Genomic DNA, 12,317 nt, shown 5'->3' with positions numbered 1-12,317 from the left:
GGGCAAGCCGGTCAGTGGCGCCCGCTCGGCGGCTCCGGGAAGCCGAGACGTGGGGCGAGATCGCGCGCCTCGGCCGCCCAGCCGGCGAGGAAGGCGAGGGCCGACCCGCGTTCGCGGTAACGGAGTTCGGCGGAGACCGTGCCCCGACCGCCGTAGTCCAACTGCTCCTCGCCGGCCCGGGCGAGCATCAGGGCGGTGAGCCAGTCGTACTTCACGGCCGAGGCGCACACCGCCAGCCGTACGAGGTGTTCGTCGCCCCGCCAACCGCTCTCGCGCAGGCCGTGCAGATACGCCTCGTACGCCGCCGCCGCGTACTCGGGCAGCCGCGCGGCCGGGACGAACAGGTCGAAGACGGAGTCGGGCAGATAGTTGCCGAGGTCCTCGCCGAGGGCGCCGTCGCCGGTGAACGCCCAGTCGAACAGGACGTCGTCCGGGCCGTGGGCGCGGAGGTTGGCAGGCCAGTGGTCGAGGTGGCTGAGCGTGCGCGGCAGGGACTCCATGATCTGCAGGAACCACTCGCGGTCGTGGTGCAGCCGGACCATCTCGTGGCGCAGACCGGCCGGGAAGTGGTCTCGGACCAGGGGCTGTTCCCAGGCCTCGTCCTCGTCGAGCAGCTCCTGACCGAGGGTGTTGCCGCCGATGTACTCACGCAGGAAGCGGTGCGAGAACCACGGCTGCGCCGGGCCGGGGACGGCGGCTCCCTGGGCCGCGCCGAGGCGCCGGGCGTGCTCGATGTGCCGGGCGAGCGACCAGGACGGGCCGGCCTCGCCCGGTACGTCCTCCAGCCACAGCGCGATGTCGCCGTCGGCCCGTGGGGCGCTCGCGAGCAGCCGGGGCGCACGGATGCCGTACGGCTGCCAGGTCCGAGCGAGCCCCGACTCGTAGACGTGGGCCTCCCGCCGCCAGTAGTTCCAGTGCCGGGGGTCGTCCGAGGCCGCCCAGTGGCCGGCGGCTTCCTTGTTCCGGGTGAGCACCTTCAGTACGGCCGAACGGTCACCGGCGCGGACCCGCCAGACGCCGGCGGTGACGCCGTTCTTCGGGTTGTGGGTGAGGGGTTCGACGGCGACCCGGCCGGCCCCGAGAACCTCATGGGCCTCGGCCTCCGGTAAAGCGGTCTCAGGCATGCGCCAAGGCTAGATCCCAAGGAGGTTCCACCGATGCCCCACGGAGGTCTCACCGATGCCCCACGCAGGTCCCAGGCGGGCCCACGGAGGCTCCACGAGCTGTCCCACATGCCGGACACCCGCCCCTCCTCGACTACCGTCGTCACCATGACCAGCACCATCACCCTCGCCGAAGCGCTCGCCGCCGGGACCGTCGTGCTCGACGGCGGCATGTCCAACCAGCTCGAGTCCGCCGGGCACGATCTGAGCGACGAGCTGTGGTCGGCGCGGCTGCTCGCGGAGCGGCCCGAGGCGATCACCGAGGCGCATCTCGCCTATTTCGAGGCGGGGGCGGACGTGGCGATCACATCCAGCTACCAGGCCACGTTCGAGGGGTTCGCGGGGCGCGGCATCGGACCGGAGCGGGCCGCCGAACTCCTCGCGCTGAGCGTGGAGTTGGCGCGCGAGGCGGCCCGGCAGGCGCAGCGAAAGGGGATCACGCGTCCCCTGTGGGTGGCCGCGTCCGTCGGGCCGTACGGGGCGATGCTGGCGGACGGCTCCGAGTACCGGGGTCGGTACGGGCTGAGCGTCGACGAACTGGAGCGCTTCCACCGGCCCCGGCTGGAGGTGCTGGCCGGGGCCCGGCCCGATGTGCTGGCGCTGGAGACCGTGCCGGACGCCGACGAGGCCGAGGCGCTGCTGCGGGCGGTGCGCGGCCTGGGTGTCCCGGCCTGGCTGTCGTACTCGGTCGCCGGTGACCGCACCCGCGCCGGCCAGCCGCTGGAGGAGGCCTTCGCGCCGGCCGCCGACGCCGACGAGGTGATCGCGGTCGGCGTGAACTGCTGCGCTCCGGAGGATGTCGAGGGCGCCGTCGAGACCGCCGCCCGCGTCACGGGCAAGCCCGTCGTCGTCTACCCCAACAGCGGCGAGGCCTGGAACGCCGAGTCCCGCAGCTGGGACGGCCGCTCCAGCTTCGCGCCCGAGCAGGTGCGGGGGTGGCGGGAGTCCGGGGCGCGGCTGATCGGCGGGTGCTGCCGGGTGGGCCCGGAGGCGATCGACTCCATCGCGCGCACGCTGGCGGCGGTGGGTTAGCCAGCGCGGCGACGTGGCCGGCGGTGGCCACGGACCAGGCCTCCTCTTTCGGGTAGCGCTCACGGGCGTCCGATAGGTTTGCCCGCCATGACCGAACTCGGACCCGTCGCCTGGCCACCTGCCCCGATACGGACCGAACGGCTCGTGCTCCGCGAGTCCGAGGCCCGGGACCGTGCGGCGTTCATCGAGCTGTTCGCATCGCCACAGGTGGGCACGTACATCGGTGGCCCTCGACCGCGTGCTGAGCTCGAACGCGCCGTGCCCGAGGTGCCCGGGCGGCGCCCCGGCCTCTTCGTGATCGCTCTCGACGGAGCGATGATCGGCATGATCACGCTCGACCGGCGCGACGCGGAGCGTCCGGGTCACGTCCGTCCGGACGCCGGGGAGGCCGAGCTCGGCTACCTTTTCCTGCCGCAGGCGTGGGGATGCGGGTACGCCGCCGAGGCGTGCGCAGCGGCACTCGACTGGTTCGCCGACGCGCTTCCCGGCGAGCCCGTGGTGCTCTGCACCCAGACCGCCAACGCCCGCGCGATGCGCCTCGCGGCGAAGCTGGGGTTCACCGAGGTGGAGCGGTTCGAGGAGTACGGCGCCGAGCAGTGGTTCGGCGTGCGGTCCTCGGTCACGCCGTCCGGTTGAGCTCGGCCGTTTCTTCCGAAGCAGCCCACGCCCCCGCACAGGGCTCGTCCCCGCCCTCGCCCCGCTGCTAGCCTCCGCATGGGAACCGGTTGCCATCGTGTTGCCACAGGTTCCCCAGGGGGAGCGCGAGGGTGCCCGGAGAGGGGCGAGGCAGGGATGACCAGGAAGAGCGAGGACGCGGGGCGCAGCACCATCCGGGACGTGGCGGCCCGTGCGGGGGTGTCCGCGTCGACCGTGTCGCGGGTGCTCGGCGGGGTGTATCCGGTGAGTTCGGCGACGCGTACGCGCGTGATGCGGGCGGTCCGTGACCTGGATTACGTCGCCGACGCGCGCGCCAAGGCGATCGCCGGGGTCGGCACGCCCACGTTGGCGTTCGTGCTGGAGGACATCACCGGGCCGTCGTTCGCGCACATGGCGTACGGGGTGGAGCGGGAGGCCAGACGGCTCGGGCATCTGTGCCTGGTGTGCACGACGGAGGGCGACGTCCAGCACGAGGTGGAGTTCGTCGAGATGATGCGCGCCCAGCGCGCCGCCGCCGTGATCCTGGTCGGCGGCTCCGCCGACACGCCCGAGTACCGCGAGCGCACCCGCCGTATGGCCGACTCGCTGGCGTCGGCGGGCTCCCGGCTGGTGCTGTGCGGGCGGCCGCCGCTGGGCCCCGGGGCGCCCGTGACGGTCATCGAGTACGACAACGAGGGCGGCGCCTACGCCCTGGTCGCCCACGTCCTCGCCCAGGGCCACCAGCGGGTCCTGTTCCTCGGCGGCGCGTCCGACCACACCACCGCACAGGGCCGCGAGCGCGGCTATCTCGCCGCCCACCGCGCCCGTGGCCTGGACCCCGACCCGGCGCTGCTCCTGCACGGCGACTTCACCCGCGACGCCGGGCACCGTCTGATGCGCGAGGCCCTCAAGGAGGGGCTGGAGTTCACGGCCGTGGTCGCCGCCACCGACATGGTCGCCGCCGGCGCGCTCACCGCCCTGCACGAGGCCGGCCTCGACGTACCCGGTGACGTCTCACTCGCGGGCTACGACGACATCCCCTTCGCCCGTGACCTGCACCCGGCCCTGACGACGGTCCACGTCCCCTACGAGGAGCTGGGCCGCCTCGCGGTACGCACCGCGCTCGGCCGGACCCCGGAGCATCCGGACGAGCATCTGCTGCTGGGCACGCATGTGGTGGTACGGGACTCGGTCGCACCGCTCGCCGAGTGACGAGCCGTCAGCGAGCCGTCGTCAGTACCCAGCCCCCGTCAGTACCGAGCCGTCGTCAGTGCCGACGGACGGCGCCGGGCAGGCGCAACCGCCGTACCACTGACCGCAGTTCCGTACCGCGCGTGAGCGAACCGTCGGCGAGGGCCGATGCCGGCGTGGCTTCCGGGGGCGTGACGGCGGCGGCCCACAGGGCGAGTTCGGCGTCGCGCGGGCCGTACGCCGTATGTGTCTCGCCGTCGCCGAAGACCCGCACCGGGTGCGAGTCGTCCCACGCCTGCCATCCCGGGTCGCCCTCCACCGCGAACCGCAGCCACGCCCGGTGCATCTCGTCCGCCAGCTCCTGCGGGGCGCCCTCGCCGGCCAGTTTGCGGGACTCGGGGACGTCCCCGGTGTCGAAGACGAAGCCGAGCTCCAGCGCGTGACAGGCGCCGAGGTCGGGGAGGGTGGAGGGCCAGGCGAACTCGTACACGTACGACGATCCGGGGCGGGCGTCGGCCAGGCGGTGCAGGGGGACGCGCAGCAGGTGGTCGGTGACCATCTGGCCGACGATCTCGGCGGTGCCGGCCTCCGGGTGCAGGGCGCGGTAGCCGCGGGGCACGTCGGCGCCCACGTGGCAGCGGGCCATGGCGCCGGCCAGGGCGACCGCGCCGAGCCGGTCGAGGCGCTCCAGGAGCCCGCCGGGCACCAGCCACAGGCGGTACTCGTCGCGGGTCCAGCCGGTCATCAGGTCGACGCCGGCCGCGGCGTCGCCCTCCGTCAGCGCCTCCAAGGGGTCGCGGGGGACGATGTCGCCGTCGACGACGATCCCGAAGGCGGGGCCGCCCACCACGGGGCTGCTGAGCCTGCCCACCTCGGCCTGGGTGCGCAGGAGCAGCTCGCGGTCGACCTCGGCGAAGGCGGCGGCGGTCGCGGGGATCTTCAGCCGGGTGGCCATACGGCGCACCATCCGCCGTACCTTGTCCCGCTCGGCGGCCTCGGGCGGCCCGCTCTGCAGGACGGCCCGCCGGACAAGGCCCTGGGCCTGCGGGGCGGCGAGCAGCGCGCCGATGCTGATGGCGCCGGCGGACTGGCCGGCCAGGGTGATGCGGTCGGGGTCGCCGCCGAAGGCCTCGATGGACTCGTGCACCCACTTCAGGGCGGCGAGCTGGTCACGCAGACCGGCGTTGGCGGGGGCGTCCGGGAAGTAGCCGTAGCCCTCGACACCCAGCCGGTAGTTGACCGAGACGAAGACGACACCGTCGCGCGCGAAGGGCCGGCCGTCGTACACGGGCATACCCGAGGAGCCACGGGTCAGGGCGCCGCCGTGCACCCACACCAGGACCGGGAGCCGGGCGCCCGGTCCGGGCTCCGGGGTCCAGACGTTGAGGTTGAGGCAGTCGTCGCCGGGCACGACGGGATCGGACAGGTACTGCGCGAAGGCCTCGGAGTACGGCGGTTTCGGCGGGGTCGGCCCGAAGGCGCCGGCGTCGCGCACACCGTCCCAGGGCTCGGGTGGCTCGGGCGGCCGGAACCGTCGTGGGCCGAACGGGGGCGCTGCGTAGGGGATGCCCCGGAACACCGCGACGCCGTCCTCTTCGTACCGGCCCCGTACGGCACCGTAGGGCGTGCTCACCACGGGGTCTGTCACGGAATCTGTCTGGACTGCTGTCATACGTCCACCAGCCTCCTCACCGCGCTCGTGCACCGTGAAGATCAGAGCAACTCATTGTGGCCCGATATTCCGGTGCACGAGAGGGTGAGAGGGCTATTCGGCGTATCCGGCTACTTGGCGTACATCAGTGTGCCGAAGCCCAGCTGGTCGAAGCCTCCGCTGGTGGTGCCGTAGTCACCTCCTCCGCCCTCGGGGGCGACCGAGAAGCACATCTGGGCGATGTACTTGTCGTCGAGGAGCAGACGTCGGCCGTAGTGGTAGTGGAGCATGGCCCACACCGGGCGGACCTGACCACGACTGCCGGAGCCGATCACCGTCTGTGACTGCTGGGCGCAGTTCTGGCCGCTGCCCCAGGTGTAGGTGGTGTAGGGCACGTTCATGTTCAGGTTGTACTTGGCGACGTACTGGGCGGCCTTCATGAAGCGGCGACCGTCGTACGAGTACAGATCCTCGCCCTGGTTCCAGGCCATCTCGCAGAGGGCGCCCATCTGGCCCATGCCCATGACGGTGTGGCCCTGGTCGCGGCCGGACTCCTGCCACTGGCCGAGGTCGTAGCCCTCGACGCCCGGGTACAGGAACGGCACCGCGCGCCTGATCTGACCGTTGCCGCCGCCGTTCTTGAAGTAGTTGACGGCCTGGTCGTACTTTGCGCCGTCGTCGCACAGGATCCCGATGGCCATGATCGAGGCCATGTTGCACAGGTCCCAGTTGGCCCAGTAGTTGGTGATGCAGGCGTCGTTGTGGCCGGTCAGAAACTGGTTGTTGAGCGGGTAGAAGACGTTGAGCATCATCGTCTTGAACCGGTTGAGGTCGAACCCGGCGTACCCGCGCATGAGCTCGGCGACGTTCGCGAACTGCCAGCCGTAGATGCCGGCGGCCAGGAACCGGTCGGCGTTTCCGGTGATGCTGGTGAGCGTGGACGACCAGGCGTTGAGAATGCGCACGGCGCAGTCGCCGTTCGCGGCGGTGCCGCCCACGTGCCAGCGCAGCGCGTTCTGGTAGGCGGCGTGGATGTCGTTGTAGAGCTGGGGGTAGTTCTGGCCGTCGCCGCCGCGGATGATCGTGGCCGTGGGGCGAGGCGCCCAGGTGGACTGTGAGTGGGAGTTGGCGGTCAGCCGGTTCCAGCCGGACAGCCAGGGGTCGGTGCCGGCGGCGACCCTGACCTTGGCTCGGTTGATGTCTCCGGCGTTGTGCAGCATGCCGGGGTGGGTGAAGGTCGCGGGGGCCGCGTCCGCCGTGGGGGCGACGACCGCCGTGGTGACGGCAGACGCAGCACCCAGTGCGACGGCCGCGGTGAGACCGCCGGCGGTCTTCAGCAGACCGCGGCGGCTCAACTCACCGGTGGGGTGGTGCTGGTGGTGCTGGTGGGGGGAAGTGCGGCTCATTGTCGTGCACTCCAATCCGTGGGGGGATCAGTCGGTGGTGATGCTCACCTCGTCGAACTCGGTGGTGCAGCGGGCCAGTTGGTTGCGGGAGCAGACCACGAGGCCCACGTAGTAGGGGGCGTCACCGAACCCGGGGATCTCGCCGGTGGCGAGGGTGGTCCAGGTGGCGCCGTCATCGGTGGACAGGGCTGCGGTGAAGGCGGTCCCGACGCGCTTCAGTCGCAGCAGGCTGGGGAGGGTGGCGGTTGCGTTTCCGGTGAAGGCCGACTTTCCGGCGACGGTCGTGCGCAGCATGAGCTGCGCGTTGGTCCCGCCGGTGACGACGGCCCCGGCGGCCTGGTCGAACGGTGACAGCGACTTGGCCATCAGCAGTCCCACCTGGTCGGCGCTCGCGCCCGTGCGGGAGCCGAGCCGGGCGGTGATCTCGCAGTCGCCGGTGACGGGCCGCCGTACGAACTGACCCGTCATTCCCTGGTTGTTGACGCTCAGATCGACACCCGCACCGCGCACGGTGAAGGTCCCGCCGTCGTACGACGTGCTGCCCGGGGTACGGATCGCGGCCACGCCGAGCGTCCCGAAGGCGCGGTCGTCGAGCACCGGGTCACCCAGGTCGCCGTAGGTCCAGGGTGCGGGCGGGGGTGTGCCGACGGTGAGGGTGAGCGTGCCGGTGCCGTCGCCGGCCGCGTTGCCCGCGGTGGTGGTGACGGTGAACTCGCCGCTCTCGGTGGGCGTTCCGGAGACCAGGCCGGTGCGCTTGTCCAGGCGGAGGCCGTCGGGGAGTCCGGCCGCGGTGAACCGTACGGGCTCGTGCGAGCCGCGCAGGAGGTGGCGGAAGGGGACGCCCTTGTTGGCGAACGCCTCGGCGGCGGAGGTGAGTTGGGGCACGCCCGGAGTCGGCATCGGTGCGGAGACCGGCTCGGGGAGCGGGCCTCGGCCGCCGCAGTTCGTCTTCGCCACGACGTAGTGGTACGTCGTCCCGGGCGTGCCGGTGGCGTCCGCGTACCGGATGCGGGTGCCGAAGCCGACGGGGCCGATGCCGGTCGCGATCGTCTCGTAGCGGCCGTCGGCGCTCGTGGCGCGCAGCACCTTGTAGCGGGCGGAGAGGTCGGGGTCGGTCCAGGCCAGCTCCACGGCGTCGGCGCCGGTGGACGCCTTCAGATCGGTGGCGGTGCGGGCGGGGCGGGGCGGGGACCAGACCTCGCCGGACGCGGCCGAGGTGACGGCGACGTTGTCGAAGGCACCGGTGCCGGTCTCGGCGTACTCCGCGTCGACACCGAGGCAGGAGGTGAGGACCAGGCCCGCGTACGCGGTGCGGCCCAACTCGACCTCGCTGGAGCCGACTTGGGTCCAGCGGATGCCGTCCGGGGAGATCGCACCGGTGCAGTTGCGCCCCCTGCGGGTCACCCGTACCCAGTAGGGCGCCCGCAGCCGGTAGCCGTCGCCCGCGCCCTCGACGTACGGCGCCTCCAACGGGGTCGCCGACTCGGGCAGCTCACCGAGGTCGGAGATCGGGAAGGCTGCGGAGGTGGTGATGGCCTGCCGCTGGGTGGGCGGTACGGGCGTGCTGCCGGTGGCGGAGACCGCCGCCCCCGTCTTGGGCCGTACGCTCCACACGCCGCTCCAGGTGTGCAGCGGCAGCCCCTGGATCAGCATCGCGGCGTGCGCGGCGTCCGCGTCGAGGGAGTCGCGCAGGGTGACGCCGATCTTGGCGTACTGGGAGCTGAGCGGGAACACGATCCGTGCGGTGATCGTGCCGTCGCCGGGCAGCGGGAGATGGACGCAGCGGTAGGTGTCGGCGGTACCGGACGCCTCCAGCACGAACCGCTCCCCGTCGAAGGTGGCGGAGCCGGGGATCCGTACCTCGCCGATGTCCTGGCCGGTCCAGGGCTCGGGGAGACCGGCGCAGGCGGCGGCCGGGCTCGATTCGGGGCTGCTGCCCAGGGAGTTGGCGGCGGTGACGGTGTAGTAGAAGGTCCGGCCGCCGCGCGCGTCGCGGTCCGGGTACGTCGTACCGTCGACGTCCGTCGCGATCTCCTCGTACGGCCCCTCGGGACGGGTCGCCCGGCGCACGGCGTACGTCGTCGCCCACGCGGACGGCAGCCACGTCACGGTGACTTTCGTGCGGTCGCCCACCGCCGTGACGCCCGCCGGAGCCGTCGGTGCGGTCGGCGTCGGGGCCTTCGTGCCGGCGTAGGTGAAGGTGCCGAAGCCGGGCAGGTCGTCGTTGCTGCCCTCGACGACGCGTGCGCCGCCGGTGCCGCGGAAGACGGCCGCCTTCGTGTACGGGGTGTCGAGGTCGCGGACGCCTGCGTAGTGGGCGTAGTACATCTCGTAGATCGGCGGCAGTGTGCCGCGGACCTTGTCGGAGACGGTCGTCTTGATGTACTTGCCGGTGCGGTCGAGGTCGGGGGTGAAGGGGACGTCGCCGCCGAGGTTGTAGCGGGCGGCGTATTCGGCATTGGCGAGGATGCGGTTGCCGTCGAAGGCCCACAGGTCGACGCCCTGGTTCCAGGCGACCTGCGCCGCGTCGCCCATCAGGCCGACGGCGAGCTGCTCGTGCCCTTGGTCGCGCCCGCTCTCCTGGCCCTGACCGGCGTCGGTGACGATCCGGCCCCGGACGCTGCCGTTGCCGGCGCCGGCCGCGACGAAGCGCAGGGCGTCCTCGAAGAGGGTGCGCTCCTCGCAGAACACGCCGATGGCGAGGATGGACTGAATGGCCGTCAGGTCCCAGTTGCCGTTGGCGTAGAGCATGTAGCCGGAGATCGCCGGATACCAGACGTCGAGGAAGGACCGCTCGCAGCGGGCGATGTCCTGCGCCGTCCAGCCGTCGTACTCGCTGTGGCGGAGCAGTTCGGCGGCATTGACGAACTTGAAGGCCTGCAGTCCCGCGCCGAGCGGGCCGTCGGCACCCGTGACCATGGTCAGGGACGCCGACCAGGCGCCCAGGATGTCGCGCGCCTTGTCGGCGTGGGCGCGGTTGCCGGTGACGCACCACATCAGGGCGTTCTGGTAGGCGGCGGCCGCGTCGGCGGGAGCCTGGTTCTGGAAGTTCGCGGGACCACGGCCCCAGGAGGTGATCTGGCCGGTGTTCTGGACGGTGTACGTCGACTTCGAGCGGGCGTGGGCGGAGAACGCCAGGTACCCGTCGTAGATCGGCGATTCCTTGGCGGCGACCGCGGCCTTCATACGGGCGAGGTCGGCGGCGCTGTGCAGCAGTCCGGGGTGGGTGAAGGCGCGGGACGAGGTGGTGTCGTCCTGGGCCCATGCCGCCGCGGCGGAGGCGGACAGCAGCCCGCCTCCGGCCGCGGCCACCAGGCCCGCCGCGCCGAGGAAGGACCGTCGGCTGAGAGGAAGCACGGGTGACTCCATGGTTCTACGGGCGCCGCGTCACGCGTGCTCGACGGTGAACGTGACGGTCTGCGTCGCGGTGCCCACACTGTTGGTGGCCGAGACCGTGGCGGTGCAGCTGCCGACGTTGTCCCTGACGGTGCCGGAGATCAGACCGGTCGCGGTGTCGATGTCCAGCCCCTTCGGCAGGCCCTCGGCGGCGAACGAAGTGGGCAACTCGCTGGCGGTGATCAGGTAGTTGAAGACCTGGTTCTTGGTGGCCGTCGCCTTGTCCGGGCTGGTGATCGCGGGCTTGGTGGTGGACGTGGCCTCGGTGGAGGTCAGGAACCGGGTGTTCACCACGTGCTCGTTGGCGTACGCCGGCATCATGTCCTCGAACCTGTACCAGCCGGGCTTTTTCATCCCGTTGCCGATGAACTTGCCGTTGATGACCAGGTTCTGGAAGGTGACGTTCTTGATGGCGTGGTCCGCGTCGTAGCCGACCATGATGGCCGGATTGGCGTGCGTGCCGTTGTAGGACAGGTTCTTGATGTACACGCCGTCGATGCCCCGGCCGATGGAGGTGTTGTACTTGGTGTTGTACATGATCCGCATGTTGATCAGCTGACCCCAGCGGAAGTCCTCCACCCGGATGTCCTGGGCGCGGACGTTGCGCACCAGGTTGCTGTCGCCGGGGTTGAGTGCGATACACCCCTGGTAGTCCATCTGCGGTTCGCGGTGGTCGAGGATGTCGATGTTGCTGAAGACGAGGTTCTCGATCGTCTCCGGCTTGTCGGTGTTGCCGTGCGTACCGACGTTGATCGGGTGCGCGACGTCCGCCCAGAGGGTGGAGTCGCGGACGGTGATGTTGCGGCAGTCGCCGTAGTAGTCCCAGCGGTGCGTGTAGATCGCGATGCAGTCGTCGGAGTTGCGCATCCAGACGCCCTCGATGAGGACGTCCTCGCTGGAGAAGACATCGATGCCGTCGCCCCACTGGCCGTGGCTGTAGGAGTGCAGGTTGCGGACGGTGACCTGCTTGGACTGGCCGACGGTGACGGAGTAGCCGCTGCTCGGGTTGAGCACCATGATGCCGTCGATCTCGATGTTCCTGGAGTACTGGAGCAGGACGCCGCTCGGCGAGTTGTACAGCACACCGCGGCCGATCAGCCGGGCGTTCTCGACGCCCACGAACTCCACCCGCGAGGTCAGCACGGCGCCACCGGCCAGATAGACCGTCTTGCCGCTGGGCACCTTCACCACGTTGTCGGTGGTCTTGTGCAGGCCCGGCCCGAAATAGATGACGTCGGGGTCGTCCGGGTCGGGCGCGTGCGTCTCGATCGGGTTGGCGTGCAGCTGAAGGTTGTTGAAGATCTCGCCGTCGATCTCGATGGAGAGGTTGCGCGGCTCGGTGAGGGTGAAGCTCACCGTGGCGCCGTCCACCGTGGACTTGGTGTCGTACGACAGGGGGCGGATCCGCGCGGCGCCGATGGCGCCCTTGGCCGAGGTGACGGAGACTTCCACGGTGCCGCTGAAGTCGAACGTGGCGACGGAGGAGTTGAAGACCGGGCCGCTGCCCGTGTTCGCGTCGACCTGCTTCGCCCGGGCGCGGTAGACGGGCACCGTCTGCCATTCGCCGCCCGGCGTACGCGCCTTGACGGAGAAGCTGGAGTTGGTCGGGACCCCGCTCGGGATGGGGTACACCACCAGCTTGTCGGCGGACGCGGGTGCGTCGTCCGCTCTCGCGGTACCGGTCGCGGCGCCGATCAGTGAGTACGCGGCGGCGGTGGCACCCGCGGCCTGGAGCAGGGTGCGCCGGGACAGGCCGGTGCTCTGGGCGTCGTTCATGGAGAAGTTCCTTCAGTAAAGGGGAGATGAGAGATACGGAAGGTCAAAGGGGGCAGGTCAGGGGCA

General features: G+C 71.3%; 8 protein-coding genes. 3 read left to right on the top strand and 5 right to left on the bottom strand.

Going from position 1 to position 12,317, the window contains the following annotated elements; translation table 11 throughout:
* Positions 1–11: 11 nt before the first annotated feature.
* Positions 12–1,124, bottom strand: a complete 1,113-nt coding sequence (locus EHO50_RS18315) for an aminoglycoside phosphotransferase (RefSeq protein ID WP_128431206.1) — start codon at positions 1,122–1,124, stop codon at positions 12–14.
* 147 nt (positions 1,125–1,271) lie between these two features.
* On the opposite strand from EHO50_RS18315, the gene mmuM reads away from it, so the two are divergent.
* From mmuM to EHO50_RS18300, 3 genes are all read left to right on the top strand, one after another.
* Positions 1,272–2,195, top strand: a complete 924-nt coding sequence (gene mmuM / locus EHO50_RS18310; protein ID WP_128431205.1) for a homocysteine S-methyltransferase — start codon at positions 1,272–1,274, stop codon at positions 2,193–2,195.
* Between the two features lie 87 nt (positions 2,196–2,282).
* The gene (locus EHO50_RS18305) at positions 2,283–2,831 is read left to right on the top strand and encodes a GNAT family N-acetyltransferase (RefSeq protein ID WP_128431204.1); all 549 of its coding nucleotides are present in this window, start codon (positions 2,283–2,285) and stop codon (positions 2,829–2,831) included.
* A gap of 156 nt (positions 2,832–2,987) precedes the next feature.
* Positions 2,988–4,043, top strand: coding sequence for a LacI family DNA-binding transcriptional regulator (locus EHO50_RS18300; RefSeq protein ID WP_128431203.1), 1,056 nt, complete (start codon positions 2,988–2,990; stop codon positions 4,041–4,043).
* A gap of 55 nt (positions 4,044–4,098) precedes the next feature.
* Here EHO50_RS18300 and EHO50_RS18295 read toward each other — a convergent pair whose 3' ends face one another.
* From EHO50_RS18295 to EHO50_RS18280, 4 genes are all read right to left on the bottom strand, one after another.
* Positions 4,099–5,694 carry a carboxylesterase/lipase family protein gene (locus EHO50_RS18295; protein ID WP_181449645.1) on the bottom strand — a complete coding sequence of 532 codons (1,596 nt, stop codon included), beginning with the start codon at positions 5,692–5,694 and terminating at the stop codon, positions 4,099–4,101.
* A gap of 110 nt (positions 5,695–5,804) precedes the next feature.
* Positions 5,805–7,079, bottom strand: a complete 1,275-nt coding sequence (locus tag EHO50_RS18290) for an alginate lyase family protein (RefSeq protein ID WP_128431202.1) — start codon at positions 7,077–7,079, stop codon at positions 5,805–5,807.
* 27 nt (positions 7,080–7,106) lie between these two features.
* Positions 7,107–10,448, bottom strand: coding sequence for an alginate lyase family protein (locus EHO50_RS18285; protein ID WP_128431201.1), 3,342 nt, complete (start codon positions 10,446–10,448; stop codon positions 7,107–7,109).
* 18 nt (positions 10,449–10,466) lie between these two features.
* Positions 10,467–12,251, bottom strand: a complete 1,785-nt coding sequence (locus EHO50_RS18280) for an Ig domain-containing protein (protein WP_128431200.1) — start codon at positions 12,249–12,251, stop codon at positions 10,467–10,469.
* Positions 12,252–12,317: the final 66 nt, after the last annotated feature.

The sequence above is a fragment of the Streptomyces cyaneus genome (assembly GCF_004028635.1).
GTDB lineage: Bacteria > Actinomycetota > Actinomycetes > Streptomycetales > Streptomycetaceae > Streptomyces > Streptomyces cyaneus.
The sequence above is the reverse complement of the archived record's forward strand: the minus strand, read 5'-3'. Positions and strand labels throughout refer to the sequence as shown.

Bases quoted from the DNA above. Each gene is read 5' to 3' on its own strand.
- EHO50_RS18290 (WP_128431202.1), bottom strand. From the start codon at position 7,079: ATGAGCCGCACTTCCCCCCACCAGCACCACCAGCACCACCCCACCGGT.
- EHO50_RS18300 (WP_128431203.1), top strand. From the start codon at position 2,988: ATGACCAGGAAGAGCGAGGACGCGGGGCGCAGCACCATCCGGGACGTG.
- EHO50_RS18295 (WP_181449645.1), bottom strand. From the start codon at position 5,694: ATGACAGCAGTCCAGACAGATTCCGTGACAGACCCCGTGGTGAGCACG.
- EHO50_RS18280 (WP_128431200.1), bottom strand. From the start codon at position 12,251: ATGAACGACGCCCAGAGCACCGGCCTGTCCCGGCGCACCCTGCTCCAG.
- mmuM (WP_128431205.1), top strand. From the start codon at position 1,272: ATGACCAGCACCATCACCCTCGCCGAAGCGCTCGCCGCCGGGACCGTC.
- EHO50_RS18315 (WP_128431206.1), bottom strand. From the start codon at position 1,124: ATGCCTGAGACCGCTTTACCGGAGGCCGAGGCCCATGAGGTTCTCGGG.
- EHO50_RS18305 (WP_128431204.1), top strand. From the start codon at position 2,283: ATGACCGAACTCGGACCCGTCGCCTGGCCACCTGCCCCGATACGGACC.
- EHO50_RS18285 (WP_128431201.1), bottom strand. From the start codon at position 10,448: ATGGAGTCACCCGTGCTTCCTCTCAGCCGACGGTCCTTCCTCGGCGCG.